This is a genomic window from Pseudomonas peradeniyensis, from assembly GCF_014268935.2.
In the GTDB taxonomy this organism is placed as follows: domain Bacteria; phylum Pseudomonadota; class Gammaproteobacteria; order Pseudomonadales; family Pseudomonadaceae; genus Aquipseudomonas; species Aquipseudomonas peradeniyensis.
Map to the genome: position 1 here is coordinate 437416 of NZ_JABWRJ020000005.1, position 26369 is coordinate 463784.

The following is a 26369-nucleotide window of genomic DNA, read 5'->3' on the forward strand; positions in this document are numbered from 1 at the left end:
GGGCCTTACGGCCAGGGGGCTTTTGCTTGCCGCCGGGGCAGGGCTTACATGTTCGGGTAGTTCGGCCCGCCGGCCCCTTCAGGGGTGACCCAGGTAATGTTCTGGGCCGGATCCTTGATGTCGCAGGTCTTGCAGTGCACGCAGTTCTGCGCGTTGATCTGGAAGCGCTTGTTGCCGTCTTCCTGGGTGACCACTTCGTACACGCCGGCCGGGCAGTAGCGCTGTGCCGGCTCGTCGTACAGTGGCAGGTTGCTGGCGATCGGGATGTTCGGGTCGGTCAGCTTCAGGTGGCAGGGTTGTTCCTCTTCATGGTTGGTGCTGGAGAGGAATACCGAGCTGAGCTTGTCGAAGCTGAGCTTGCCGTCCGGTTTCGGGTAGTCGATCTTCTGCGAGTCGGCGGCGAGCTTGAGGCAGGCGTAGTCCGGCTTGGTGTCATGCAGGGTGAACGGCAGCTTGCCGCCGAACCAGTTCTGGTCGATGTAGTTGAACGCGCCACCGAGCAACGGGCCGAACTTGTGCAGGGCCGGGCCGAAGTTGCGGCTGGCGAACAGCTCTTCATGCAGCCAGCTGGCCTTGAAGGCGCTGACATAGCCGTTGAGCTGGTCACCGCCCTCGCTGCCGGCGATCAGTGCGTCGGCCACGGCTTCGGCGGCGAGCATGCCGGACTTCATCGCGGTGTGACTGCCCTTGATCTTGGAGAAGTTCAGGGTGCCCAGGTCGCAGCCGATCAGCGCGCCGCCATTGAAGACCATCTTCGGCAGCGAGTTCAGGCCGCCTTTGCAGATGGCGCGGGCGCCGTAGCTGATGCGCTTGCCGCCTTCGAGGTACTGGGCCATCACCGGGTGGTGCTTGAGGCGCTGGAACTCGTCGAACGGCGACAGGTAAGCGTTGGAGTAGGACAGGTCGACGATCAGGCCGACCACCACCTGGTTGTTTTCCAGGTGATAAAGGAAGGAGCCGCCGGTGTTCTCGGCGCTCATCACGTCCAGCGGCCAGCCGGCGGTGTGCACCACCAGGCCCTGCTCATGCTTGGCCGGGTCGATCTCCCAGATTTCCTTGAGGCCGATGCCGTAGTGCTGGACGTCGGACTCGTTGTCCAGGTCGAAGCGCTTGATCAGCTGCTTGCCGATATGGCCACGGCAGCCTTCGGCGAACAGGGTGTACTTGGCGCGCAGCTCCATGCCCGGGGTGTACAGGCCGTCCTTCGGCTGGCCTTCGCGGTCGACACCCAGGTCGCCGGTGACGATGCCACGAACCACGCCGTTTTCATCGAACAGTGCCTCTTGCGCGGCGAAGCCCGGGTAGATTTCGACGCCCAGGTTCTCGGCCTGCTGGGCCAGCCAGCGGCACAGGTTGCCCAGGGAGATGATGTAGTTACCGTGGTTGTGCATGGTCTTGGGCACGAACAGGTCGGGGACCTTGGTCGAGCTGTCGGCACTTTTCAGCACATAGATGTCATCGCGCTTCACTTCGGTGTTCAGCGGCGCGCCGAGGTCTTTCCAGTCGGGGAACAGTTCGTTCAGGGCGCGCGGTTCGAATACCGCGCCGGAGAGGATGTGGGCGCCGACTTCGGAGCCTTTCTCGACCACGCAGACGCTGATCTCGCTACCGGCTTCGGCGGCCTTCTGCTTCAGGCGGCAGGCGGCGGACAGGCCCGCCGGGCCTGCGCCGACGATGACCACGTCGAATTCCATGTATTCGCGTTCCACAGGTTCTCTCCTACTCAAGGCTCATCGCGTTGCTTGTCTTTTATGGGTGTTCACGGTCACGTGCGGCGTGCAGAGGCTGTAGCTTCGCAGGTGATGGACTACACCGTTTTGTCTTGGCCGCGCATTATATCTACACCACTTGGCGGGTCCAATACAAACGTTTGTTTGAATTTGCCGGAGGCCCGTAGAATCGCAGGTAGGCGGCTGGAGGCTGGCCAATTTGCCGTATTGACCGGATTGGGTGTTACGGTCAAGATACGAGCGCTTTCGCGTTCGCCGTAGGCTGACCGTCGGGCGCAGGTGCACCCCTAAAGACCAGGCGTGGAGCAGGGTTTACGGGCCGAATCAGGTTTTGTAGTGGAGTCTACACGCCACGACAGAAAATGACCCGTGGGTTTTGCCCGCAAGGGTCGAAACAGGACTGATCGGTCAATTGAACTTTGTCGGCGTCGGAACGTTTTTAGAGGTGCCCTTGTACCCACGCGCATTCGCCGGGCAGTCCCCAGGCGATCTTCTTTTCACCGGAGAGTAACGAGGAATCCATGAAGGTTCTTGTAGCTGTCAAACGAGTGGTCGACTACAACGTCAAGGTTCGCGTCAAGGCGGACAACTCCGGCGTCGACCTTGCAAACGTCAAGATGTCCATGAACCCCTTCTGCGAAATCGCCGTGGAAGAAGCCGTCCGCCTGAAAGAGAAGGGCGTGGCGAGCGAAATCGTCGTCGTCTCCATCGGCCCGACCGCCGCCCAGGAGCAACTGCGTACCGCCCTGGCCCTGGGCGCCGACCGCGCCATCCTGGTCGAGGCCGCTGACGAACTGAACTCCCTGGCCGTGGCCAAGGCGCTGAAAGCCGTTGTCGACAAGGAGCAGCCGCAGCTGGTGATCCTCGGCAAACAGGCCATCGACAGCGACAACAACCAGACCGGCCAGATGCTCGCCGCGCTGACCGGTTTCGCCCAGGGTACCTTCGCCTCCAAGGTCGAAGTTGCTGGCGACAAGGTCAACGTCACCCGTGAAATCGATGGCGGCCTGCAGACCGTCGCGCTGAACCTGCCAGCCATCGTTACCACCGACCTGCGCCTGAACGAGCCGCGCTACGCGTCGCTGCCGAACATCATGAAGGCCAAGAAGAAGCCGCTGGAGACCATCACTCCAGACGCGCTGGGCGTGTCCATCGCCTCCACCAACAAGACCCTCAAGGTCGAAGCGCCTGCTGCCCGCAGCGCCGGTATCAAGGTCAAGTCGGTGGCCGAACTGGTCGAGAAGCTGAAGAACGAAGCGAAGGTAATCTAAATGACTATCCTGGTTGTCGCTGAACACGAGAACGGTGCCGTAGCCCCGGCCACCCTGAACACTGTCGCCGCTGCCGCCAAGATCGGTGGTGATATCCACGTGCTGGTCGCAGGCCAGAACGTCGGTGGCGTCGCCGAGTCCGCCGCCAAGATCGCCGGCGTAGCCAAGGTGCTGGTTGCCGATAACGCCGCCTACGCCCACGCCCTGCCGGAAAACGTCGCGCCGCTGCTGGTCGAACTGGCCAAGGGTTACAGCCACGTGCTGGCCCCGGCCACCACCAATGGCAAGAACATCCTGCCGCGCGTTGCCGCGCTGCTGGACGTCGACCAGATCTCCGAGATCATCGCGGTCGAATCCGCCGACACCTTCAAGCGTCCTATCTACGCCGGTAACGCCATTGCCACCGTGCAATCGAGCGCTGCGGTCAAGGTCATCACCGTGCGTACCACCGGCTTCGACGCCGTGGCCGCCGAAGGTGGTTCGGCTGCTGTCGAAGCCGTCGCTGCCGCCCACGACGCCGGCAAGTCGGCCTTCGTTGGCGAAGAGCTGGCCAAGTCCGACCGTCCTGAACTCACCGCCGCCAAGATCGTCGTTTCCGGTGGTCGCGGCATGGGCAATGGTGACAACTTCAAGCACCTGTACGCCCTGGCCGACAAGCTCGGCGCCGCCGTCGGCGCCTCGCGCGCCGCGGTCGACGCAGGTTTCGTGCCGAACGACATGCAGGTCGGCCAGACCGGCAAGATCGTCGCGCCACAGCTGTACATCGCCGTCGGTATCTCCGGCGCGATCCAGCACCTGGCCGGCATGAAAGACTCGAAAGTGATCGTCGCGATCAACAAGGACGAAGAGGCGCCGATCTTCCAGGTCGCCGACTACGGCCTGGTCGCCGACCTGTTCGAAGCGGTTCCGGAGCTGGAAAAGCTGGTCTGATCCGCCTGCTTCACTTATAAAGAACCCGGCCCGCCCTCGGCGGTCCGGGTTTTTTCATGGATTTTTTCAGGGGCGGGGAGAGGTTGCATGGCGTTTCGCTGGAGCAAGGGAGGGCTGGCCTGCGCGCTGGCGCTGCTGTCGACGCAGGCCTTGGCGCTGGGCAAGTGCGAGCGCCTGGTGGCCACCGGCAGCCCGGATGCGCCGCCGTACTCCTGGCAGGACCCGCAGGACCCGAAACACCTGATCGGCGCCAATGTCGACCTGCTGCGCCAGGTGGCGGCCGAGCTTGGGGTGAAGGTCGAGGTGCTGCACGCAGGCAAGCGCGAGCAGGCCCTGGAGGAAGTGCGTAGCGGGCGTATGGACCTGCTGCTCGACACGCCGATGCAGGTCGCCCAGCTGACCAGCCTGGATTACATCCATCCTGCCCTGCAGCTCAACGAATACCTGGTCTGGACCCGTCATGACGCCACCCTGGTGTTCGATGGTCCGGCAGACCTTGCCCGGTACCGCGGCGGGCTGTCCGAGAAGGCTCGCCTGACTCCGGCCTTCGACGCCTTCGCCAAGGCCCAGCTCAAGCTGGAGCCGGCGCAGAACCTGACGCAGGCCTTCCAGAAGCTGGTGCTCGGCCAGGTCGACTATGTGTTGGCCGGGCGCTACTCGGGCATGGCCATGGCACAGAGCCTGGGCGTGGGCAACGACCTCATCGCCCGGGGCTTGCCGGTGGACCGTCCGGGGCTGTACCTGGCGGTCTCGCACAACTCGGCGTGCAACGACAGCTGGTTGCGCGGACAACTGGCGAAAAAACTGACAGAATTGCCGATCTCCGGGGCGAGCGAAGCTGTGCTGCAGCGCAATGTCGAGCGTTGGAAGGCGCAGATGCAGGCGTCGCAGGGTGCCCCCAAACAGTAGGAAGCGTGAGTGAGAATCCAACCCTTGATGCTCGCCCTGGCCGTGCTTGGCCTGGCCGGCTGTGCCAACGACCCGGCACCCAATGAACAGCTGCGCCTGTCGGAACAGGCATTGGAGCAGGCCAAGGCGGTCGGTGCCAATGAGCAGGTGCCGGAGTTCAAGCTGGCCGAAGACAAGCTGGCCCGGGCCAAGAGCAACATGCTCGGCGAAAACCACCGCGATGCGCGCATGCGCGCCGAGCAGGCCGAGCTCGATGCGCGCCTGGCCGAGGCGCGGGTGCTGAACCAGAAGAGCGAGGAGCAGTTGCAGGCGATGCAGTCGCGGATCAAGCGCCTGCGCAAGCAACTGGAGGTGCAGCCATGAAGCGTCTCAAGCCCATGGCGACCTTGGCCTTGCTGGCCTTGGTCGGTTTGCAGGGTTGTGCCAGCCAGCGCAGCGAGTCGGCGTTGGACGACGCCAGCGCCGCGTTCCAGAAGGTCAAGGACGATTCCGATGTACTGCGCAGCGCGCCTCGCGATGTGATCCGCGCCGGCGAGTCGTTGGCACGCGCGGAGCGCCTGGCGGGCTATGTCGGCACCGGCAGCGATGTTCGTCACTACGCCTACCTGAGCCAGCGCTACAGCGAGATTGCCAGCGAGCACGCCAAGCTGGCATTGAACCAGGAGCGTCTGGCCAAGCTCGACCTGGAGCGCCAGCGTCTGCAGCTGGCGTTGCGCGAGGCCAAGTTGGCCAGCGTCCAGCAGCAGGGCAAGTTCGTCGAGGCGCAGATTGTCGCGTTGGCGTCGGAGCAAACCGACCGTGGCCTGGTGATGACCCTGGGTGACGTGCTGTTCGATACCGGGCAGGCCGACTTGAAGAATTCGGCCAGCCGTACGGTATTGAAGCTGGTGCAGTTCCTTCAGCTCAACCCGCGGCGAGTGGTGCGGATCGAGGGATATACCGATAGCACCGGTGCGGCGGAAGAGAACCTGAAGCTGTCCCGTGATCGTGCGCAGTCGGTGGCCGATATGCTGGTTGATCTGGGGGTGGATGAGAAGCGGATCCAGGTCGAGGGTTATGGTGACCAGTATCCGGTTGAGGCGAATGCTTCGGAGCGGGGCAGGGCGCAGAATCGTCGGGTTGAGATCGTCTTCTCCGATGACAAGGGTAAACTCGCGCCAGCGCGTTGAATTCTGTTTTTATTTCGAGCAAGCCCGCTCCTGCAAGAAGTTATACATAACTTGTAGAAGCGGGCTTGCACGCGATAGGGTTCATCTAGTCAATTCATAGTCAGCCGGCTAACTACCACTTCGCATTTCTTGATCTTGATCTTGATCTTGATCTTGATCTTGCTGTTGCTGTTGCTTCTAAGTGCGCAATAGTTCAGGCGCCGCCAATTGCGACTTCAGGAGGCCGAGCGGAGTTCTTGCGGAGGGAGGTGACGGGCATGGATGCCCGTCAAGCGCTGCGCCCCAGGATGGGGCGTTCAGCGCGGTCCTCCCGGGAGCGAGAACGGAGCGAGGGAACCCCGGAGCGAAGCGTAGGGGCCGGATGAATGGAGCGAGGATTTTTTGGTTCCTTTTTGATCCTTCAAAAAGGAACCCGCCGTAAGGGCGGAAAGGTGACTTTGCGTCACCATCGCAAATGAATGCGCATATAACTTTCAAAACACACTCTCAAAGTCAAAATTAAAGTCAAATGCGATCGGCGTGGGTTTTCACAGTTGTAAGCGCATTCATTAGCTATACTGACGCATAGTCACCTTTTCGCCCTTACGGCGAGTCACTTTTTGTCAAACGCCCGGAGCGCCGGCCGGACAAAAGTAACCAAAAAACGCTGCGCTCCATTCATCCGGCCCTACGCTTCGCTCCGGGTCCCCTCACTCCGGCCTTGCTCCCAGGAGGACCGCGCTGCAGGGCCCATCCTGGGCCCCAGCGCTTGACGGGCATCCATGCCCGTCACCTCCCTCCGCAAGGCCTGCGTTCGGCCTCCTGAAGTCGCGAAAGTACGGGCGGCGCCTGGGCTGGCGCAGCTGTCGCTAGCTGGGTGTGGCGCTAGACTCTCGATCGGCAACGGCAACGGCAACGGCAACGGCAACGGCAACGGCAACGGCAACGGCAACGGCAGCAACAACAAACGACATCGCCATTCTGTGCGTTCGTCGGCGCGCCGACTCAAACATTAATCGTTGCTCTGTCACGCAACTGTATTGTTGACTATCCTGCGATCTGTCCCAGTACACTTCGCAACTGTTACGGTATTCTGCCTCGGCAGTGAGTCGCACAAGAACAACGATCCCGTCCGCGCTTCGAGAACACGCCATGACCAACCTGCTGCTGTACCAGCGTATTGCCCAGCAACTGGCCGATGACATCCGCCGGGGTGTCTACCAGCCAGGCGAACGGGTGCCGTCGGTGCGCAAGATGAGCGCCCAGCTCAATGTCAGCCACGCCACCGTGCTGCAGGCCTATGCCAATCTCGAGGACCAGGGCCTGATCCGCGCCCGGCCGCAGTCGGGCTACTATGTCCACCAGACCCCGGCACTGACGGCGCAGACCCCGGATATCGCCCGGGTTGAACGCCCCGGCCTGGTCACCCGGGCCAGCATCATCCAGCAGGTACTGGTCGAGGCACGACGCGATGGCGTCTTTCCCTTCGGCGCGGCGGTGCCCCATGTCGACTACCTGCCCGTGCGCGCCCTGCACCAGCAACTGGCCAAGGTGACGCGCTTCCATAGCCCGCGTGCCTTCAGCTACATGTTCAGCCCCGGCTTCGAGCCGTTGCGTCGGCAGATCGCCATCCGCATGCGCGATGCCGGCGTGCTGGTCGATCCCCGCGAAGTGGTGGTGACCCATGGTTGTGTCGATGCCCTGCAGATGGCGCTGCGGGTCCTCACCCGGCCGGGCGACCTGATCGCCGCCGAGTCGCCTACCTACTATGGGCTGCTGCAACTGGCCGACCTGCTCGGGCTCAAGGTCATCGAGATCCCCAGTGACCCCTCCACCGGCATCAGCCTTGAGGCCCTGCAGCTGGCCGCCAACCAGTGGTCGATCAAGGCCCTGGTGCTGACGGCGCGACTGAGTAATCCGCTGGGCGGCACCATTCCCGAGGAGCGACAGAAACAGTTGCTGCGCCTGGCCTCGGATTTCGACATCCAGATCGTCGAGGACGATATCTACGGCGAGCTGATGTTCGAGCAAGGGCGCACCAAGTCGCTCAAGGCGTTCGATCGGCTGGATCGGGTGATCTACTGCTCGAGCTTCTCCAAGACCTTGTCGCCGGGGGTGCGGGTTGGCTGGATGATCGCCGGGCGCTACCAGGACGAGATCCAGCGCCTGCAGACCTTCACCACCCACTCGGCGTGCAGCGTCACGCAGATGGCGGTGGCCGCCTACCTGGAGAATGGTGGCTACGATCGGCATTTGCGCTTCATCCGACAGGAGTACCGCAAGAACCTCAGCGCTTACCAGCTGGCGGTGCAACAGCACTTCCCGGAAGGCACGCAGATGACCCGACCCACCGGTGGCTTCATTCTCTGGGTCAGTCTGCCGGGGCGGGTCAATACCCAGGAACTGCATGTGCGGGCGCTGGAGCAGGGCATCAGCATCGCCCCCGGGCTGATCTTCAGCAATACCGAGCAGTTCAACCACTGTATCCGGCTTAATTGCGGCATTCCCTGGAACCGCGAGGCCGAGCGTGCGGTGATGACGCTGGGGCTGCTGGCCCAGCAATTGTGCCGGGAATCGAACGGCATGCTGTTGTAGGCTTGTCAGACGAGTCGGGAACAGGGAGCATACGCGCTTTACGGCTTGCGCTTCTGGTACCCATGAACCTGCTTCGTCCTCTCGTCATTGCCCTGTGTTTCGCCTTGCCCTGGTTGTCGGCCGGTGCGGTGCAGGCTGCCGAACCGGCGGCCAAGGCGCAGGGTGTACACAAGTCGGTGAACAAGGCATCCACCAAGGCCCCTGCCAAACCGCAGGCCAAGCCGGTAACCAAGGCGAAGCCCAAACCCAAACCGAAGGCCAGGGCTGTCAGCAAGGCCGTCGCCAAGCCGCTGCCCCAGCCGAAGATCGACCTGAGCCTGCCCAAGGACATGGTCAAGCATCTCGAGCCGGATCTTGGCGGCGGGCCGGTGGTGCGCAAGCCGCTGTTGCCCTCGATGTTCCCCACCAAGCCTGAATCCGACAGCAGTCCGTTCCAGCTCAACGGCCGGCTGATCAGCAACGAAATGCAGTTGCAGTTGCGCAACGACAGTCGGCGGGATGTGGAAGGCGCGGCCATCGAATTCGAATTCCGCAACTGACTGCCGGGTCACGGGTGATTTCATCCGTCCGGCAATTTCAAACATATGTTTGAGCGGTTAGTATCCAGGGACGTTCGTCCCGTTTTGCTCCTGGGAGTCCTGTTGTCATGAAATGCCGCGAGGGCTGTGGTGCCTGCTGCATCGCCCCGTCCATCAGTTCACCGATCCCCGGTATGCCGCAGGGCAAGCCGGCCGGCGAACGCTGCCTGCACCTGAATGTCGAAAACCTCTGTGCGCTGTTCGGCAAGCCTGAGCGGCCGCAGGTGTGTGGCGGCTTCAAGGCGGAAGCGGACATCTGTGGCAACGATCGTGACGAGGCCATCCGCATCATCGGGTGGCTGGAGCAGATGACGGCGGCGTGACAGGTTGGATCTTCGACAACAAGGAACAAGATGATGAGATCGATCAAAGGTATTGCACTGCTGTGTGGCATGGGCGTCCTGCTGGCACCGACGGCCTGGGCCGAGAACTGGCAGGTGGCCAAGGACGAGGAGGGGATCAAGGTTTCCCTCAGCGAAGTGGCTGGCTCGAAGTACAAGGCCTATCGCGGCGTGACCGTGATCAAGGCGCCGCTGGCCAAGGTCAAGGCGCTGCAGGAAGACGTGGCGGGGGCCTGTGCCTGGATCCACGAGTGCAAGTCGCAGAAGCTGCTCAAGAGCGAAGGTGACCAGAGCTGGACCTACACCCAGTTCAACACGCCCTGGCCGGTGACCCCGCGGGATTCGATCCTGCATGTGACCACGGTCCAGGAGGCTGATGGCAGTCTGACCCGCAAGCTTCAGGAAGAGCCGAAGTATCTGCCGGAGGAAAAGGGCTTTGTGCGTGTCGCCCAGGTGGAAGGCTTCTGGAAGCTGGTGCCCAAAGGTGACAGCACCGAGGTGACCTACCAGGTGCACACCGAGCCGGGCGGCAGCGTGCCGTCGTGGCTGGCCAACAAGTTCGTAGTCGATGCGCCGTTCAATACCCTCAAGGGGCTGAAGGAGCGCGCCGAGAAATAGTGTTTGGCCTATCGCGGGGCAAGCCCGCTCCCGCGGTACTCCGTGGGAGCGGGCTTGCCCCGCGATAGGGTCGCTACCGGCACTACAGAAACAAGAAAGGCTGCCCGAGGGCAGCCTTTTGCGTTCAGCCAACAGGCTTACTTGCGGTCCTTCAGGTCAACGATGTCACGCTGCTCGTAACCGGTGTACAGCTGACGCGGACGGCCAATCTTGTATGGGCTGGAGAGCATTTCCTTCCAGTGCGAGATCCAGCCGACGGTCCGCGCCAGGGCGAAGATCACGGTGAACATGCTGGTCGGAATACCGATGGCCTTGAGGATGATGCCCGAGTAGAAGTCGACGTTCGGGTACAGCGAGCGCTCGACGAAGTACGGATCAGTCAGGGCGATCTCTTCCAGGCGCATGGCCAGTTCGAGTTGCGGATCGTTCTTGATGCCGAGTTCGCTGAGGACTTCGTCGCAGGTCTGCTTCATCACGGTGGCGCGTGGGTCGCGGTTCTTGTACACGCGATGACCGAAGCCCATGAGCTTGAACGGATCGTTCTTGTCCTTGGCCTTGGCGATGAACTTGTCGATGTTCGAGACATCGCCGATTTCATCGAGCATGGTCAGTACGGCTTCGTTCGCGCCGCCGTGGGCCGGGCCCCACAGCGCGGCGATGCCGGCGGCGATACAGGCGAACGGGTTGGCGCCCGAGGAGCCCGCCAGGCGCACGGTGGAGGTGGAGGCGTTCTGCTCGTGGTCGGCGTGGAGGATGAAGATCCGGTCCATCGCCTTGGCCAGCACCGGGCTGATCGGTTTGATCTCGCACGGAGTGTTGAACATCATGTGCAGGAAGTTTTCCGCGTACGACAGGTCGTTGCGCGGGTACATCATGGGCTGGCCCATGGAGTACTTGTAGACCATCGCGGCCAGGGTCGGCATCTTGGCGACCAGGCGAACCGCGGAGATTTCGCGGTGCTGCGGGTTATTGATGTCCAGCGAGTCGTGATAGAACGCCGACAGTGCGCCGACCACGCCGCACATCACCGCCATCGGGTGAGCGTCGCGACGGAAACCGTTGAAGAACGACTTCAACTGCTCGTGAACCATGGTGTGGTTCTTCACGGTGCTGACGAACTGGGCCTTCTGCTCGGCATTCGGCAGTTCGCCGTTGAGCAGCAGGTAGCAGGTCTCGAGGTAGTCCGACTGTTCGGCGAGCTGTTCGATCGGGTAGCCGCGGTGCAGCAGGATGCCCTTGTCGCCGTCGATGTAGGTGATCTTCGACTCGCACGAGGCGGTCGCCATGAAGCCGGGGTCGAAGGTGAAGTGGCCGGATGCCCCCAACCCGCGGACGTCGATAACATCGGGACCAACGGTGCCGGTTAAAATGGGCAGCTCGACGGGGGCAGCGCCCTCGATGATCAACTGCGCTTTTTTGTCAGCCATGTGGCCTCCTATTAATGCTTGAAATCATCAGACAGACCCCCCACGCAGGGCCCGCACCACTATAGAGGGATAAATTCGAATGTCAATTTGCCTAAAGGCTGGTTGAAACGCCCCCTGAAGCCTGGTTTTTCACGAAATTCTCGCCCGTTTACGCCTTTTGTTCACTAAAGGCAATGCGCTATTTGGGCGAGCCCCTCACGTTGTCATAAGCAGCCTAACTGTCTATACTCGGCAGCCGACTCCCAGGGGCTTTCAAGCCCGCCCTGCTGGGTGTCGTCGCTCTCCTGGGTGGTGGGTACCTGACCAGTACACTTACCAACAACTTTGCCCTGTTAGCTAGGGGCTCTTCAGTGTGAAAAAAGCCGTGAAAAGCCAACGACCTGTAAACCTAGACCTAAGGACCATCAAACTCCCGATCACCGCGTACACGTCCATTCTTCACCGTATCTCCGGCGTCATCCTGTTCCTCGGCCTTGCCATCATGCTGTACGCATTGAGCAAGTCGCTGGGTGGCGAGGAAGGCTTTGCCGAGGTGAAGGCGTGTCTGACCAGTCCGCTGGCCAAACTGGTGACCTGGGGCCTGCTGTCCGGCCTGCTGTATCACCTCGTGGCAGGTGTGCGCCACCTGATCATGGACATGGGCATCGGTGAGACGCTGGAAGGCGGCAAGCTGGGCTCGAAAATCGTGATCGTCATCTCCGTGGTGCTGATCGTTCTGGCAGGAGTTTGGGTATGGTAACTAACGTCACGAACCTGTCGCGTTCGGGCCTCTACGACTGGATGGCGCAGCGCGTCTCGGCGGTCGTTCTCGCGGCTTACTTCATCTTCCTGATCGGCTACCTCGCTGCCCACCCGGGTATCGACTACGCCCAGTGGCACGCTCTGTTCTCCAACAACGCGATGCGCATCTTCAGTCTGCTGGCCCTCGTTGCCCTGGGCGCTCACGCCTGGGTTGGCATGTGGACCATTGCCACCGACTACCTGACGCCGATGTCCTTCGGCAAGTCGGCGACTGCGATTCGTTTCCTGTTCCAGGCGGTATGCGGTGTAGCGATGTTCGCTTACTTCGTCTGGGGTGTGCAGATTCTCTGGGGTATCTGATTCATGGCTAACATTCCTACGATTTCCTTCGACGCCATCATCATCGGTGGCGGCGGCGCTGGCATGCGCGCAGCGCTGCAGCTGGCTCAAGGCGGCCACAAGACCGCCGTAGTCACCAAGGTGTTCCCGACCCGTTCGCACACCGTTTCCGCCCAGGGCGGCATCACCTGCGCCATCGCTTCGGCCGACCCGAACGACGACTGGCGCTGGCACATGTACGACACCGTCAAGGGTTCCGACTACATCGGTGACCAGGACGCGATCGAATACATGTGTCAGGAAGGCCCGGCTGCGGTCTTCGAGCTGGACCACATGGGCCTGCCGTTCTCGCGTACCGAGACTGGCCGTATCTACCAGCGCCCGTTCGGTGGCCAGTCCAAGGACTTTGGTAAAGGTGGCCAGGCCGCCCGTACCTGCGCCGCTTCCGACCGTACCGGTCACGCGCTGCTGCACACCCTGTACCAGGGCAACCTGAAGGCCGGCACCACCTTCCTCAACGAGTACTACGCCGTCGACCTGGTGAAGAACCAGGACGGCGCTTTCGTCGGTGTGATCGCGATCTGCATCGAAACCGGCGAAACCATGTACATCAAGTCCAAGGCCACCGTTCTGGCCACTGGCGGTGCCGGTCGTATCTACGCCTCCACCACCAACGCCCTGATCAACACCGGTGACGGTGTCGGCATGGCCCTGCGTGCCGGCGTGCCGGTGCAGGACATCGAGATGTGGCAGTTCCACCCGACCGGCATCGCCGGCGCCGGTGTACTGGTCACCGAGGGTTGCCGCGGTGAGGGTGGCTACCTGATCAACGCCCACGGCGAGCGCTTCATGGAGCGTTACGCGCCGAACGCGAAGGACCTGGCTGGCCGCGACGTGGTCGCCCGTTCCATGGTCAAAGAGATCATCGCCGGCAACGGCGTGGGCCCGAACAAGGACCACGTACTGCTGAAGCTGGACCACCTGGGCGAGGAAGTGCTGCACAGCCGCCTGCCAGGCATCTGCGAACTGTCCAAGACCTTCGCCCACGTCGACCCAGTGGTCGCGCCGGTACCGGTCATCCCGACCTGCCACTACATGATGGGCGGCGTTGCCACCAACATTCATGGCCAGGCCATCACCATGGACGCCGAAGGCAACGACCACATCATCCCGGGCCTGTTCGCCGTAGGTGAAGTGGCGTGCGTATCGGTTCACGGCGCCAACCGCCTGGGCGGCAACTCGCTGCTCGACCTGGTGGTCTTCGGTCGTGCCGCCGGCCTGCACCTGGAGAAGGCACTGAGCGACGGCGTCGAGTACCGCGATGCCAGCGACACCGACATCGACGTTGCCCTGAACCGCCTGAGCAAGCTCAACGAGCGTACCACCGGCGAAGACGTCGCCAGCCTCAAGCGCGAGCTGCAGAGCTGCATGCAGAACTACTTCGGTGTATTCCGTACCGGCGAATACATGCAGAAGGGTATCGAGCAGCTGGCCGGCCTGCGTGACCGCATCGCCAACGTCAAGATCAACGACAAGTCCCAGGCCTTCAACACCGCGCGTATCGAAGCGCTGGAGCTGCAGAACCTGCTGGAAGTCGCCGAAGCGACCGCCATTGCCGCTGAAGCCCGTAAAGAGTCCCGCGGCGCGCACGCCCGTGAAGACTTCGAAGACCGTGACGACGAAAACTGGCTGTGCCACACCCTGTACTACCCGGGTGAGAAGCGCGTCGCCAAGCGTGGCGTCAACTTTGCGCCGAAGACAGTTCCTGCCTTCGAACCGAAAGTCCGGACTTACTAAGGGTGGCCGCTATGTTGCAAGTCGAAGTTTATCGTTACAACCCGGACACCGATTCGGCGCCGAAGATGCAGACCTTCCAGGTCGACACCGGCGGCAAGGATCTGATGGTCCTGGACGTGCTGGCGCTGATCAAGGAGCAGGACGAGGGCTTCTCGTACCGTCGCTCCTGCCGTGAAGGCGTGTGCGGTTCCGACGGTATGAACATCAACGGCAAGAACGGCCTGGCGTGCATCACGCCGCTGTCCGCTGTCGTAAAAGGTAACAAGTTGGTCCTGCGTCCGCTGCCAGGCCTGCCGGTTATCCGTGACCTGGTCGTCGATATGAGCATCTTCTACAAGCAGTACGAGAAGGTGAAGCCGTTCCTGCAGAACGACACGCCGGCCCCGGCCATCGAGCGTCTGCAGTCGCCGGAAGATCGCGACAAGCTGGACGGTCTGTACGAGTGCATCCTGTGCGCTTGCTGCTCGACCTCCTGCCCATCGTTCTGGTGGAACCCGGACAAGTTCCTGGGCCCCGCCGCGCTGCTGCAGGCCTACCGTTTCCTGGCCGACAGCCGCGACACCAAGACTCAGGAGCGCCTGGCGTCCCTGGATGACCCGTTCAGCGTGTTCCGCTGCCGCGGGATCATGAACTGCGTGAACGTTTGCCCGAAAGGTCTGAATCCGACCAAGGCAATCGGCCACGTACGTAACATGCTGCTGCAAAGCGGCACCTGATTCAAAGCGTTGTACCTGCAGTAAGCCGAGGTGCGGGTGGTGAGCCCGCACTGAGGTAAAACCCGAGCAAGGGCTCAAAAAGCCCGCGCTCATTACCTATGAAGATATGAGACCAGCAGGGGCTTCCGGGCTGGTACCCGGAAAATCAGCAGGATCCAGGTGGCGTGGTTCAGTCGCTGTGTTCGGACTTTTCCAGGTTTGCTGTGGCTCTCGCCGATCAGTCCCCTAACCGAGGGTGACCAAGCATGCAAGAAAGCGTGATGCAGCGCATGTGGGATAGCGCCCACCTTTCAGGTGGTAACGCTGCATATGTGGAAGAGCTTTATGAGCTCTACCTGCACGACCCTAACGCTGTGCCAGAAGAGTGGCGCACTTACTTCCAGAAGTTGCCCGCCGACGGCAGCACCGCTACCGATGTATCGCACTCGACGATCCGCGACCATTTCGTACTGCTGGCAAAGAACCAGCGCCGCGCCCAACCGGTATCCGCCGGGAGCGTGAGCAGTGAACACGAGAAGAAGCAGGTTGAAGTGCTGCGACTGATCCAGGCCTATCGTATGCGCGGCCATCAGGCTGCCAAGCTCGACCCGTTGGGGTTGTGGCAGCGTCCTGCGCCCGTAGACCTGTCGATCAATCACTACGGCTTGACCAATGCCGATCTTGATACGACCTTCCGTGCCGGCGACCTGTTCATCGGCAAAGAGGAAGCGAGCCTACGCGAAATTTTCGAAGCGCTGCAGAAGACATATTGTCGCACCATTGGCGCCGAGTTCACCCACATCGTCGATTCCGAGCAGCGCAGCTGGTTCCAGCAGCGCCTGGAAAGCGTACGTGGCCGTCCGGAATTCTCCGCCGACGTGCAGGCTCACCTGCTCGAACGCGTTACGGCCGGTGAGGGCCTGGAGAAGTACCTGGGCACCAAGTACCCGGGCACCAAGCGCTTCGGCCTCGAGGGTGGCGAAAGCCTGATCCCGATGCTGGACGAAATGATCCAGCGCTCCGGTTCCTACGGCACCAAGGAAGTCGTGATCGGCATGGCCCACCGTGGCCGCCTCAACGTGCTCGTCAACACCTTCGGCAAGAACCCGCGCGAGCTGTTCGACGAGTTCGAAGGCAAGAAGATGAACGAGCTGGGCTCCGGTGACGTGAAGTATCACCAGGGCTTCTCCTCCAACGTGATGACCCCCGGTGGCGAAGTCCACCTGGCCATGGCGTTCAACCCCTCCCACCTGGAAATCGTCTCGCCAGTGGTGGAAGGTTCGGTTCGCGCCCGCCAGGATCGCCGCAACGACACCGTTGGCGACAAGGTCCTGCCGATCTCCATCCACGGTGACGCAGCGTTCGCCGGCCAGGGTGTGGTCATGGAAACCTTCCAGATGTCGCAGACCCGCGGTTTCAAGACCGGCGGCACCGTGCACATCGTGATCAACAACCAGGTCGGTTTCACCATCAGCAACCCGCTGGATGCGCGCTCCACCGAGTACGCCACCGACGTTGCCAAGATGATCCAGGCGCCGATCCTGCACGTGAACGGCGATGATCCGGAAGCGGTGATGTTCGTCACCCAGCTGGCCATTGACTACCGCATGCAGTTCAAGCGTGACGTGGTCATCGACCTGGTCTGCTACCGTCGTCGCGGCCACAACGAGGCCGACGAGCCGAACGGCACCCAGCCTTTGATGTACCAGCAGATCAGCAAGCAGCGCACCACCCGTGAGCTGTACGCCGAGCAACTGATCAGCGCCGGTCGCATCGACGCCGAGCGCGCCCAGGCCAAGATCGACGAGTACCGCAACGCCCTGGACAACGGCCTGCACGTGGTCAAGAGCCTGGTCAAGGAGCCGAACCGCGAGCTGTTCGTCGACTGGCGTCCGTACCTGGGCCATGCCTGGACCGCGCGTCACGACACCCGCTTCGACCTCAAGACCCTGCAGGAGCTGTCGGCCAAGCTGCTCGAGCTGCCTGAAGGTTTCGTCGTCCAGCGCCAGGTCGCGAAGATCTACGAAGATCGCCAGAAGATGCAGGCCGGTGGCTTGCCGATCAACTGGGGTTATGCAGAGACCATGGCCTACGCCACCCTGCAGTTCGAAGGTCACCCGATCCGCATGACCGGCCAGGACATCGGCCGTGGCACCTTCTCGCACCGTCACGCGGTGCTGCACAACCAGAAGGACGCCAGCACCTACGTGCCGCTGAAGAACCTGTTCCCGGGCCAGCCGCGTTTCGACCTGTACGACTCCTTCCTCTCGGAAGAAGCGGTACTGGCCTTCGAATACGGCTACTCGACCACCACGCCGAACGCGCTGGTGATCTGGGAAGCCCAGTTCGGCGACTTCGCCAACGGTGCGCAAGTGGTGATCGACCAGTTCATCACCAGCGGCGAGCACAAGTGGGGCCGCCTGTGCGGTCTGACCATGCTGCTGCCACACGGTTATGAAGGCCAGGGTCCGGAGCACTCCTCCGCGCGTCTGGAGCGCTACCTGCAGCTGTGCGCCGAGCACAACATCCAGGTCTGCGTGCCGACCACCCCGGCACAGATCTACCACCTGCTGCGTCGCCAGGTCATCCGTCCGCTGCGCAAGCCGCTGGTCGTGCTGACGCCGAAGTCGCTGCTGCGCCACAAGCTGGCCATCTCGACCCTGGAAGACCTGGCCGATGGCTCGTTCCAGACCGTGATCCCGGAAATCGACACCCTGGATCCGGCCAAGGTCGAACGCCTGGTCCTGTGCGGTGGCAAGGTCTACTACGACCTGCTGGAAAAACGCCGTGCCGAAGGCCGCGAAGATATCGCCATCGTGCGTATCGAGCAGCTGTATCCGTTCCCTGAGGACGACCTGGTCGAGATCCTCGCGCCTTACACCAACCTCAAGCACGCAGTGTGGTGTCAGGAAGAGCCGATGAACCAGGGCGCCTGGTACAGCAGCCAGCACCACATGCGCCGTATCCTGGGCCGCCACAACAAGGCGCTGGTCCTGGAATACGCCGGTCGCGACGCTTCCGCCGCGCCAGCTTGTGGTTACGCATCGAAGCACGCCGAACAGCAGGAAAAACTGCTGCAAGACGCCTTCACTGTCTAACGCCTTCGCGCACCTGAAACCGAATTTAAGGAAACACAGATAATGGCTATCGAGATCAAAGCCCCAACCTTCCCGGAATCGGTTGCCGATGGCACCGTTGCCACCTGGCACAAGCAGCCGGGCGACGCCGTCAAGCGTGACGAGCTGATCGTCGACATCGAGACCGACAAGGTCGTCCTGGAAGTCCTGGCCACCGCCGACGGCGTGCTGGGCGCCATCGTCAAGGGCGAGGGCGACACCGTCCTGTCCGACGAAGTCCTGGGCTCGATCGTTGAAGGTGGCGCCGCCGCCGCAGCTCCGGCTGCCGCGCCTGCCGCTGCTGCTCCGGCCGCCGCTGCCGCCGACGCTGGCGAAGACGACCCGGTTGCCGCTCCAGCCGCGCGCAAGCTGGCTGAAGAGAACGGCATCGACCTCGCTACCGTTGCCGGCACCGGCAAGGGTGGTCGCATCACCAAGGAAGACGTCGTTGCTGCCGTTGCCAACAAGAAGTCGGCCCCTGCCGCTGCACCGGCTGCCAAGCCGGCCGCTGCTGCCGCTGCCCCGGTCGTCGTCGCCGCTGGCGACCGTACCGAGAAGCGCGTGCCGATGACCCGCCTGCGCGCCAAGATCGCCGAGCGTCTGGTCGAAGCACAGTCGAACATGGCCATGCTGACCACCTTCAACGAAGTCGACATGACCGAAGTCATGGCCCTGCGTTCGAAGTACAAGGACCTGTTCGAGAAGACCCACAACGGCGTGCGCCTGGGCTTCATGTCGTTCTTCGTCAAGGCTGCCACCGAGGCGCTGAAGCGCTTCCCGGCGGTCAACGCCTCGATCGACGGCAACGACATCGTCTACCACGGCTTTGCTGATGTCGGCGTCGCCGTCTCCAGCGATCGTGGCCTGGTGGTACCGGTGCTGCGCAACGCCGAATCGATGTCGCTGGCCGAGATCGAGAACGGCATCGCCACCTTCGGCAAGAAAGCCCGTGACGGCAAACTGTCGATCGAAGAGATGACTGGCGGTACCTTCACCATCACCAACGGTGGTACCTTCGGCTCGATGATGTCGACCCCGATCGTCAACCCGCCGCAGGCCGCGATCCTGGGTATGCACAACATCATCCAGCGCCCGATGGCCATCAATGGCCAAGTGGTGATCCGCCCGATGATGTACCTGGCGCTGTCCTATGACCACCGCCTGATCGACGGCAAGGAAGCGGTAACCTTCCTGGTGACCATCAAGAACCTGCTGGAAGATCCGTCTCGCCTGCTGCTGGACATCTAATCAACTAGCTGCGCGCTGCCGGCCCCGCTCTTCGCAAGAGGCGGGGCCGTGCGGTACGCGGCCTGTAGCTTGTAGCTGATAAGGAATCTTTTATGACCCAGAAATTCGACGTAGTGGTGATTGGTGCAGGTCCTGGCGGCTATGTTGCCGCCATCAAGGCTGCCCAACTCGGTCTGAAGACTGCCTGTATCGAGAAATACACCGACGCCGAGGGCAAGCTGGCCCTGGGCGGCACCTGCCTGAACGTGGGTTGCATTCCGTCCAAGGCGCTGCTGGACAGCTCCTGGAAGTACAAGGAAGCCAAAGAGAGCTTCAACGTGCACGGCATCTCCACTGGCGAAGTGAAGATGGACGTGGCCGCGATGGTTGGCCGCAAGGCCGGTATCGTCAAGAACCTGACCGGTGGCGTCGCCACCCTGTTCAAGGCCAACGGCGTCACTTCGATCCAGGGCCACGGCAAGCTGCTGGCCGGCAAGAAAGTCGAAGTCACCAAGGCTGACGGCACCACCGAAGTCATCGAAGCCGAGAACGTGATCCTGGCTTCGGGTTCGCGTCCGATCGACATTCCGCCGGCCCCGGTCGACCAGAACGTCATCGTCGACTCCACCGGTGCCTTGGAATTCCAGAGCGTACCGAAGCGCCTGGGCGTCATCGGTGCCGGCGTGATCGGCCTGGAGCTGGGCTCGGTATGGGCTCGCCTGGGTGCCGAAGTCACCGTCCTGGAAGCCCTGGACACCTTCCTGATGGCTGCCGACACCGCCGTGTCGAAAGAAGCCCAGAAGACCCTGACCAAGCAAGGCCTGGACATCAAGCTGGGCGCTCGCGTCACCGGCTCGAAAGTCAACGGCAACGAAGTCGAAGTCACCTACACCAACGCCGAAGGCGAGCAGAAGATCACCTTCGACAAGCTGATCGTCGCGGTCGGCCGTCGTCCTGTGACCACCGACCTGCTGGCCGCCGACAGCGGCGTGACCATCGATGAGCGTGGCTACATCTTCGTCGACGATCACTGCGCCACCAGCGTTCCGGGCGTCTACGCCATCGGTGACGTGGTACGCGGCATGATGCTGGCGCACAAGGCCTCGGAAGAGGGCATCATGGTCGTCGAGCGCATCAAGGGCCACAAGGCCCAGATGAACTACGACCTGATCCCGTCGGTCATCTACACCCACCCGGAAATCGCGTGGGTCGGCAAGACCGAACAGGCGTTGAAAGCCGAGGGCGTTGAGGTTAACGTGGGCACCTTCCCGTTCGCGGCCAGCGGCCGTGCGATGGCGGCCAACGACACCGGTGGTTTCGTCAAGGTCATCGCCGATGCCAAGACCGACCGCGTACTGGGCGTTCACGTGATCGGCCCATCGGCTGCCGAGCTGGTTCAGCAAGGCGCGATCGCAATGGAATTCGGCACCAGTGCCGAGGACCTGGGCATGATGGTCTTCAGCCATCCGACCCTGTCCGAAGCGTTGCATGAAGCAGCGCTGGCGGTGAATGGCGGTGCCATTCACGTCGCCAACCGTAAGAAGCGTTAATTATAAGAAACCACGGCGGGCTGCCCGTCGTGGGTCTTGCGTGCAAGACTCACCGCGGAACGTCCGCCGGACCGGATCACACGGGAAAACCCGGGGTCAACGGTCACAGGTGGTGCGGCGCCAGTAATGGCGCAGCGCCGAAGCGCAGTACCTAACGAAGACGGTAAAAAGCATGAATCTTCACGAGTATCAGGGTAAGCAGCTGTTCGCTGAGTACGGCCTGCCAGTTTCCAAGGGTTTCGCTGTCGATACCCCTGAGCAAGCTGCAGAAGCCTGCGACAAGATCGGCGGGAACGAGTGGGTCGTCAAAGCCCAGGTCCACGCCGGTGGTCGCGGCAAGGCGGGCGGCGTCAAGCTGGTTCGCAGCAAGGAAGACGCCAAGGCGTTCGCTGCTCAGTGGCTGGGCAAGAACCTGGTCACCTACCAGACCGACGCCAACGGTCAGCCAGTTTCCAAGATCCTGGTCGAATCCTGCACTGACATCGCCAAAGAGCTGTACCTGGGCGCTGTAGTCGATCGTTCGAGCCGTCGCATCGTGTTCATGGCCTCCACCGAAGGTGGCGTGGACATCGAGAAGGTTGCTCACGAGACTCCTGAGAAGATCCTCAAGGCCACCATCGATCCGCTGGTCGGCGCTCAGCCGTTCCAGGGTCGTGAACTGGCGTTCCAGCTGGGTCTGGAAGGCAAGCAGGTTCAACAGTTCGCCAAGATCTTCGTAGGCCTGGCCAAGCTGTTCAAGGATCACGATCTGGCCCTGCTGGAAGTGAACCCGCTGGTGATCAAGGCCGATGGCGATCTGCACTGCCTCGATGCCAAGATCAACATCGACGCCAACGCCATGTACCGTCAGCCGAAGCTGAAGACCTTCCACGACCCGTCGCAGGACGACGCCCGTGAAGCCCACGCCGCCAAGTTCGAACTGAACTACGTCGCCCTCGAAGGCAACATCGGCTGCATGGTCAACGGTGCCGGCCTGGCCATGGGTACCATGGACATCGTCAACCTGCACGGCGGCAAGCCAGCCAACTTCCTCGACGTGGGCGGCGGCGCTACCAAAGAGCGCGTTACCGAAGCGTTCAAGATCATTCTGTCCGACAGCAATGTCGCGGCCGTCCTGGTCAACATCTTCGGCGGCATCGTTCGCTGCGACATGATTGCCGAAGGCATCATCGGCGCTGTGAAAGAAGTCGGCGTCAAGGTTCCGGTTGTCGTTCGCCTCGAAGGCAACAACGCCGAACTGGGTGCTAAAGTACTGGCAGAAAGCGGTTTGAACATCATTGCGGCAACCAGCCTGACCGACGCTGCTCAACAAGTTGTCAAAGCTGCGGAGGGCAAGTAATGAGCGTCCTGATCAATAAAGACACCAAAGTCATCTGCCAGGGCTTCACCGGCTCGCAGGGTACTTTCCACTCCGAACAAGCCATCGCCTACGGCACCAAGATGGTCGGCGGCGTCACCCCGGGCAAGGGTGGCACCACCCACCTGGGCCTGCCGGTGTTCAACACCGTGAAAGAAGCCGTGGAAGCCACCGGCGCTGACGCGTCGGTCATCTACGTACCGGCTCCTTTCTGCAAGGACTCGATCCTGGAAGCCGCCTTCGGTGGCATCAAGCTGATCGTCTGCATCACCGAGGGTATTCCTACCCTCGACATGCTGGACGCCAAGGTCAAGTGCGACGAGCTGGGCGTGACCCTGATCGGCCCGAACTGCCCAGGCGTGATCACTCCGGGCGAGTGCAAGATCGGCATCATGCCGGGTCACATCCACCTGCCAGGCAAGGTCGGTATCGTTTCGCGTTCTGGTACCCTGACCTACGAAGCTGTGAAGCAGACCACCGACGCCGGCTTCGGCCAGTCGACCTGCGTCGGCATCGGCGGTGACCCGATCCCGGGCTCCAACTTCATCGACATCCTGAAGCTGTTCCAGGAAGACCCGAAGACCGAAGCGATCGTCATGATCGGTGAGATCGGCGGTTCCGCTGAAGAAGAAGCCGCGGCCTACATCAAGGCCAACGTGACCAAGCCTGTCGTTTCCTACATCGCCGGTGTTACCGCACCTGCGGGCAAGCGCATGGGCCACGCTGGCGCCATCATCTCCGGTGGCAAGGGTACTGCGGACGAGAAGTTCGCCGCCCTGCAGGACGCCGGTGTGAAAACCGTGCGTTCCCTGGCTGACATCGGCAAGGCCCTGGCCGAGCTGACTGGCTGGGAAGTCAAGAAGTAAGTAACACGCAGTACCCCCCACGCGCACAAAGGCCACCTTCGGGTGGCCTTTGTCGTTTTTCCTGGCGATCGGCGGTCGCTCCCACACCTGGGAAAATTCGATCACCTCAATCAGGATTTTCAACCAGACATCTACCCAAATGAGCAATAAATTGTCGCCTAACACGTTCAACCAGACGACAAACACATACGCACATCGGACAAGCAGCACTGTGCCAGTGCGTTTGTCGGGCAAAACAGGTAGGCTACGCGTTCACTCTGTGCCCGTACCCCAAAAGGGAACGACACGCTAAACGGGTCTGGCTCACCAAGCCGGGCAGCATTTCCCTTCATCCTATGGGAAATCCCCTCCGACTCCCGATTTCAGCAGTGTGGTATTTCCTTAAATGAAAGTGTTAAAAGGCCAGGATATCCTGGCGCTTGGCTTTATGACGTTCGCGCTGTTCGTCGGCGCCGGCAACATCATCTTCCCGCCCATCGTCGGCCTGCAGTCCGGTCCGCACGTGTGGATGGCCGCACTCGGCTTCCTGGTCACCGCCGTGGGCCTGCCGGTCATCACCGTGGTCGCCCTGGCCAAGGTCGGTGGCGGCATGGACGCCCTGAGCAGCCCGATCGGCAAGTTCTTCGGTGGCTTGCTGGCGGCTGTGTGCTACCTCTCGGTCGGCCCGCTGTTCGCCACCCCGCGAACCGCCACCGTGTCGTTCGAAGTGGGCGTTGCACCGTTGACCGGCGAGAGCCCGACCGCGCTGCTCATCTACAGCATCGTGTACTTCGCCGTGGTCCTGGCCGTATCCATGTACCCAGGCAAGTTGCTCGACACCGTGGGCCGTTTCCTCGCGCCGTTGAAGATCATCGCCCTGGCGGTGCTGGGCATCGCCGCCTTCGCCCTGCCGGCCGGTACCATTGGCGAGGCCCAGCCTGCCTACGCCGCCGCCGCGTTCTCCAAAGGCTTCTCCGATGGCTACCTGACCATGGACACCCTGGGCGCCCTGGTCTTCGGTATCGTCATCGTCAACGCCATCCGCTCGCGTGGCGTCGAGTCGCCGAAGCTGATCACCCGCTACGCCATCATCGCCGGCCTGATTGCCGGTGTCGGCCTGGTGCTGGTGTATGTCAGCCTGTTCCGCCTCGGCGCGGGCAGTCATGACATCGCCGCCGATGCCACCAACGGCGCGATGGTCCTGCATGCCTATGTGCAGCACACCTTCGGTTCCCTGGGCAGCGGCTTCCTCGCCGTGCTGATCGCCTTGGCCTGCCTGGTGACCGCCGTTGGCCTGACCTGCGCCTGCGCCGAGTACTTCAGCCAGATCCTGCCGCTGTCGTACCGCACCCTGGTGGTGATCCTGGCCGGCTTCTCGCTGGTGATCTCCAACCTGGGCCTGACCAAGCTCATCATGTTCTCGATTCCCGTGCTGACCGCGATCTACCCGCCGTGCATCGTGGTCGTGGGCCTGAGCTTCGTGAAGGACCTGTGGAATTCGCCGACCCGCATCCTGGCCCCGGTCATGCTGGTGTCGCTGGTGTTCGGTGTTGTCGACGCAATCAAGGGCAGCAGCTTTGCCCACGTACTGCCTGACGCCCTGGCTCACCTGCCGTTCAGCAACGAAGGCATGGCCTGGCTGGTGCCTTCGGTGGTTACCCTGGCCGCCGCCGTGGTCTTCGACCGCATGCTGGGCAAGCCGCGCGAGGCGCTGGCCTGATGGATTGAAACCTGAAGGGCAGGGCGCCGGCCACAAGCCGAAGGGCGCCCAGCCACGGTGGATATCGAAACCCCGCTTCCCTTGAGGAGCGGGGTTTTTTGTTGCCTGTGCCGATGCGACTTGTCCCGCGATTTTTACTGGATGGCGTGTCTTTTAATGAGCCCGGGCGTCGAAAACCGGTCTGTTTCTCTTTTGCGGGATAACTGCATGACCTTCATCCAAAACAACCTGGGCAACCTGCTGGCCGCGCTATGGTTCGCGATCTGCTGGGGTGGCTACACCCGCTACGCCATCTGGAAGGGGCGCGACACGGCCTGCCTGGCCAGCGTGCTGCACCTGTACCGCGAGGACTGGATGCGGCGCATGCTGCTGCGCGACAACCGCATCGCCGATGCCAGCGTAATCGGCAACCTCGAACGCAATGCCTCGTTCTTCGCGTCCAGCACGCTGATCATCCTGGCCGGCATTCTCACCGTGCTCGGTGCGTCCGACCGCGCCTTGTCGCTGCTGGCCGACCTGCCGCTGGTGCAGCAGGCCTCCCAAGGCATGTCGGAAATCAAGCTGCTGTGCCTGGCGATGGTGTTCGTCTATGCCTTCTTCACCTTCAGCTGGTGCATGCGCCAATACAACTTCGCCGCGGTGCTGGTGGGTTCGGCGCCGATGATCGGCGAGCGCCTGGTCAACGAGCTCGAGCGTAAGGCTTTCGCCTCTCGGGCCGCGCGAGTACTGTCGCTGGCCGCCAACCAGTTCAACCTGGGGTTGCGTTCGTATTACTTCGGCATGGCCATGCTGAGCTGGTTCATCAGCCCCTGGTTGTTCATGGTCATGAGCGTGGGCGTGGTATTCATCTTGTATCGCCGCGAGTTTCATTCCCATGTACTGGAAGTGATGGTGTTCACGCCGACGGAAAGTGTTTCGGTCGAGCCGGGCAAGGATACTTCCGGTATAACCAGCTGAAGCCTTTCAGCGATAAATGCCAGGTACAAAAAAACCCGACATTGTCGGGTTTTTTGTACTGCGCGATTACTGTTTGGCAGGCTCGGCAGGCGCAGTGGTCGGCGCTGGAGTGGTCGGCGCGGCTTCCTCGGCGGCCTTCTGCTGCGCTTCGGCCTGATCTTTGGCGGCTTCGGCGTTTTCCTTGGCGGCTTCGTTCATCTTATCCTGAGCTTCGCCCATCTTCTCCTGGGCTTGCTCGGCGTGTTGCTGTGCGTCCTGGGCTTTGTCTTCGCTCGCTTTATCGCAAGCAGCCAGGCCCATGGCAGCGGCCAGCATCAGAGCAAAAGCAAAAGGTTTACGCATGGGGTGTTTCTCCTGGGTGGAATAACTTTACTTGTACCTTCGAGTTCACCGGGTACGAATAAGTTCCACAAAGGTTACAGATATATAACTGCCCGACCTATATGGACTTTTTATCCATTTTATGAAGCGAGGGACA

24 protein-coding genes are annotated in these 26369 nt (G+C 61.9%); 21 read left to right on the forward strand and 3 right to left on the reverse strand.

The genetic code is table 11. The features are described 5' to 3' along the window. Positions 1-44: 44 nt before the first annotated feature. On the reverse strand, positions 45-1709 hold the full coding sequence (locus HU751_RS26105; RefSeq protein WP_186732866.1) for an electron transfer flavoprotein-ubiquinone oxidoreductase: 1665 nt from the start codon (positions 1707-1709) through the stop codon (positions 45-47). Between the two features lie 542 nt (positions 1710-2251). Here HU751_RS26105 and HU751_RS26110 point away from each other — a divergent pair. The 10 genes from HU751_RS26110 (at position 2252) to HU751_RS26155 (ending at position 10120) form a co-directional block, all read left to right on the forward strand. After that, positions 2252-3001 (forward strand): electron transfer flavoprotein subunit beta/FixA family protein, encoded by a 750-nt coding sequence (locus tag HU751_RS26110; protein ID WP_028692905.1) that lies wholly within the window; start codon positions 2252-2254, stop codon positions 2999-3001. After that, positions 3002-3931, forward strand: coding sequence for an electron transfer flavoprotein subunit alpha/FixB family protein (locus HU751_RS26115; protein ID WP_028692906.1), 930 nt, complete (start codon positions 3002-3004; stop codon positions 3929-3931). 87 nt (positions 3932-4018) lie between these two features. Beyond that, on the forward strand, positions 4019-4840 hold the full coding sequence (locus HU751_RS26120; RefSeq protein ID WP_186732865.1) for a substrate-binding periplasmic protein: 822 nt from the start codon (positions 4019-4021) through the stop codon (positions 4838-4840). Positions 4841-4849: 9 nt separating this feature from the next. Then, the gene (locus tag HU751_RS26125; protein ID WP_186732864.1) at positions 4850-5203 is read left to right on the forward strand and encodes a DUF4398 domain-containing protein; all 354 of its coding nucleotides are present in this window, start codon (positions 4850-4852) and stop codon (positions 5201-5203) included. After that, on the forward strand, positions 5200-6009 hold the full coding sequence (locus HU751_RS26130; protein WP_186732863.1) for an OmpA family protein: 810 nt from the start codon (positions 5200-5202) through the stop codon (positions 6007-6009). The genes HU751_RS26125 and HU751_RS26130 overlap by 4 nt, the downstream gene beginning before the upstream one ends. A gap of 761 nt (positions 6010-6770) precedes the next feature. Next, entirely contained in the window at positions 6771-7004 is a 234-nt protein-coding gene (locus HU751_RS26135; protein WP_217862556.1) for a hypothetical protein, read from the forward strand. A gap of 136 nt (positions 7005-7140) precedes the next feature. Continuing rightward, positions 7141-8583: an aminotransferase-like domain-containing protein gene (locus tag HU751_RS26140; RefSeq protein ID WP_186734739.1), complete on the forward strand. Its 1443-nt coding sequence runs from the start codon at positions 7141-7143 to the stop codon at positions 8581-8583. A gap of 62 nt (positions 8584-8645) precedes the next feature. Next, positions 8646-9122, forward strand: coding sequence for a hypothetical protein (locus HU751_RS26145; protein ID WP_186734738.1), 477 nt, complete (start codon positions 8646-8648; stop codon positions 9120-9122). 107 nt (positions 9123-9229) lie between these two features. Beyond that, a complete protein-coding gene (locus HU751_RS26150; RefSeq protein WP_023628900.1) occupies positions 9230-9484 on the forward strand; it encodes a YkgJ family cysteine cluster protein in 255 nt (84 codons plus the stop codon). Positions 9485-9517: 33 nt separating this feature from the next. Beyond that, on the forward strand, positions 9518-10120 hold the full coding sequence (locus tag HU751_RS26155; RefSeq protein ID WP_110739474.1) for an START domain-containing protein: 603 nt from the start codon (positions 9518-9520) through the stop codon (positions 10118-10120). Between the two features lie 137 nt (positions 10121-10257). Here the strand turns inward: HU751_RS26155 and gltA are convergent, their stop codons facing one another. Next, positions 10258-11547, reverse strand: a complete 1290-nt coding sequence (gene gltA, locus HU751_RS26160; protein WP_050706521.1) for a citrate synthase — start codon at positions 11545-11547, stop codon at positions 10258-10260. 352 nt (positions 11548-11899) lie between these two features. Between gltA and sdhC the strand changes: the two genes are divergently transcribed. The 11 genes from sdhC (at position 11900) to HU751_RS26215 (ending at position 25891) form a co-directional block, all read left to right on the forward strand. Beyond that, positions 11900-12286: a succinate dehydrogenase, cytochrome b556 subunit gene (sdhC, locus tag HU751_RS26165; protein ID WP_088852917.1), complete on the forward strand. Its 387-nt coding sequence runs from the start codon at positions 11900-11902 to the stop codon at positions 12284-12286. Next, positions 12280-12648, forward strand: a complete 369-nt coding sequence (gene sdhD / locus HU751_RS26170; RefSeq protein ID WP_028690455.1) for a succinate dehydrogenase, hydrophobic membrane anchor protein — start codon at positions 12280-12282, stop codon at positions 12646-12648. Before sdhC ends, sdhD begins: the two co-directional genes overlap by 7 nt. A gap of 3 nt (positions 12649-12651) precedes the next feature. Continuing rightward, positions 12652-14424: a succinate dehydrogenase flavoprotein subunit gene (sdhA, locus tag HU751_RS26175; protein ID WP_028690456.1), complete on the forward strand. Its 1773-nt coding sequence runs from the start codon at positions 12652-12654 to the stop codon at positions 14422-14424. Between the two features lie 11 nt (positions 14425-14435). Continuing rightward, a complete protein-coding gene (locus HU751_RS26180; RefSeq protein ID WP_028690457.1) occupies positions 14436-15140 on the forward strand; it encodes a succinate dehydrogenase iron-sulfur subunit in 705 nt (234 codons plus the stop codon). Positions 15141-15385: 245 nt separating this feature from the next. Then, positions 15386-18217, forward strand: a complete 2832-nt coding sequence (locus tag HU751_RS26185) for a 2-oxoglutarate dehydrogenase E1 component (RefSeq protein ID WP_186734737.1) — start codon at positions 15386-15388, stop codon at positions 18215-18217. Between the two features lie 42 nt (positions 18218-18259). Beyond that, entirely contained in the window at positions 18260-19483 is a 1224-nt protein-coding gene (odhB, locus tag HU751_RS26190) for a 2-oxoglutarate dehydrogenase complex dihydrolipoyllysine-residue succinyltransferase (protein WP_110739477.1), read from the forward strand. A gap of 92 nt (positions 19484-19575) precedes the next feature. Next, on the forward strand, positions 19576-21012 hold the full coding sequence (gene lpdA, locus HU751_RS26195; protein ID WP_028690460.1) for a dihydrolipoyl dehydrogenase: 1437 nt from the start codon (positions 19576-19578) through the stop codon (positions 21010-21012). Between the two features lie 172 nt (positions 21013-21184). Further along, positions 21185-22351: an ADP-forming succinate--CoA ligase subunit beta gene (gene sucC, locus HU751_RS26200; protein WP_003254205.1), complete on the forward strand. Its 1167-nt coding sequence runs from the start codon at positions 21185-21187 to the stop codon at positions 22349-22351. After that, positions 22351-23235 carry a succinate--CoA ligase subunit alpha gene (sucD, locus tag HU751_RS26205; protein WP_004376004.1) on the forward strand — a complete coding sequence of 295 codons (885 nt, stop codon included), beginning with the start codon at positions 22351-22353 and terminating at the stop codon, positions 23233-23235. The genes sucC and sucD overlap by 1 nt, the downstream gene beginning before the upstream one ends. A 385-nt stretch (positions 23236-23620) precedes the next feature. After that, positions 23621-24934, forward strand: a complete 1314-nt coding sequence (gene brnQ / locus HU751_RS26210) for a branched-chain amino acid transport system II carrier protein (RefSeq protein ID WP_050706519.1) — start codon at positions 23621-23623, stop codon at positions 24932-24934. 207 nt (positions 24935-25141) lie between these two features. Next, positions 25142-25891 carry a DUF599 domain-containing protein gene (locus HU751_RS26215; protein WP_186734736.1) on the forward strand — a complete coding sequence of 250 codons (750 nt, stop codon included), beginning with the start codon at positions 25142-25144 and terminating at the stop codon, positions 25889-25891. A gap of 66 nt (positions 25892-25957) precedes the next feature. Here the strand turns inward: HU751_RS26215 and HU751_RS26220 are convergent, their stop codons facing one another. Beyond that, positions 25958-26233, reverse strand: a complete 276-nt coding sequence (locus HU751_RS26220) for a hypothetical protein (protein ID WP_050706517.1) — start codon at positions 26231-26233, stop codon at positions 25958-25960. Positions 26234-26369: the final 136 nt, after the last annotated feature.

Coding starts and splice junctions, on each gene's coding strand:
- gltA (WP_050706521.1), bottom strand. CDS start 11,547: ATGGCTGACAAAAAAGCGCAGTTGATCATCGAGGGCGCTGCCCCCGTC.
- HU751_RS26130 (WP_186732863.1), top strand. CDS start 5,200: ATGAAGCGTCTCAAGCCCATGGCGACCTTGGCCTTGCTGGCCTTGGTC.
- sucD (WP_004376004.1), top strand. CDS start 22,351: ATGAGCGTCCTGATCAATAAAGACACCAAAGTCATCTGCCAGGGCTTC.
- HU751_RS26155 (WP_110739474.1), top strand. CDS start 9,518: ATGAGATCGATCAAAGGTATTGCACTGCTGTGTGGCATGGGCGTCCTG.
- HU751_RS26135 (WP_217862556.1), top strand. CDS start 6,771: ATGCCCGTCACCTCCCTCCGCAAGGCCTGCGTTCGGCCTCCTGAAGTC.
- HU751_RS26180 (WP_028690457.1), top strand. CDS start 14,436: ATGTTGCAAGTCGAAGTTTATCGTTACAACCCGGACACCGATTCGGCG.
- HU751_RS26110 (WP_028692905.1), top strand. CDS start 2,252: ATGAAGGTTCTTGTAGCTGTCAAACGAGTGGTCGACTACAACGTCAAG.
- HU751_RS26115 (WP_028692906.1), top strand. CDS start 3,002: ATGACTATCCTGGTTGTCGCTGAACACGAGAACGGTGCCGTAGCCCCG.
- lpdA (WP_028690460.1), top strand. CDS start 19,576: ATGACCCAGAAATTCGACGTAGTGGTGATTGGTGCAGGTCCTGGCGGC.
- HU751_RS26215 (WP_186734736.1), top strand. CDS start 25,142: ATGACCTTCATCCAAAACAACCTGGGCAACCTGCTGGCCGCGCTATGG.
- odhB (WP_110739477.1), top strand. CDS start 18,260: ATGGCTATCGAGATCAAAGCCCCAACCTTCCCGGAATCGGTTGCCGAT.
- sucC (WP_003254205.1), top strand. CDS start 21,185: ATGAATCTTCACGAGTATCAGGGTAAGCAGCTGTTCGCTGAGTACGGC.
- sdhD (WP_028690455.1), top strand. CDS start 12,280: ATGGTAACTAACGTCACGAACCTGTCGCGTTCGGGCCTCTACGACTGG.
- HU751_RS26185 (WP_186734737.1), top strand. CDS start 15,386: ATGCAAGAAAGCGTGATGCAGCGCATGTGGGATAGCGCCCACCTTTCA.
- HU751_RS26140 (WP_186734739.1), top strand. CDS start 7,141: ATGACCAACCTGCTGCTGTACCAGCGTATTGCCCAGCAACTGGCCGAT.
- sdhA (WP_028690456.1), top strand. CDS start 12,652: ATGGCTAACATTCCTACGATTTCCTTCGACGCCATCATCATCGGTGGC.
- HU751_RS26220 (WP_050706517.1), bottom strand. CDS start 26,233: ATGCGTAAACCTTTTGCTTTTGCTCTGATGCTGGCCGCTGCCATGGGC.
- brnQ (WP_050706519.1), top strand. CDS start 23,621: ATGAAAGTGTTAAAAGGCCAGGATATCCTGGCGCTTGGCTTTATGACG.
- HU751_RS26120 (WP_186732865.1), top strand. CDS start 4,019: ATGGCGTTTCGCTGGAGCAAGGGAGGGCTGGCCTGCGCGCTGGCGCTG.
- HU751_RS26145 (WP_186734738.1), top strand. CDS start 8,646: ATGAACCTGCTTCGTCCTCTCGTCATTGCCCTGTGTTTCGCCTTGCCC.
- HU751_RS26150 (WP_023628900.1), top strand. CDS start 9,230: ATGAAATGCCGCGAGGGCTGTGGTGCCTGCTGCATCGCCCCGTCCATC.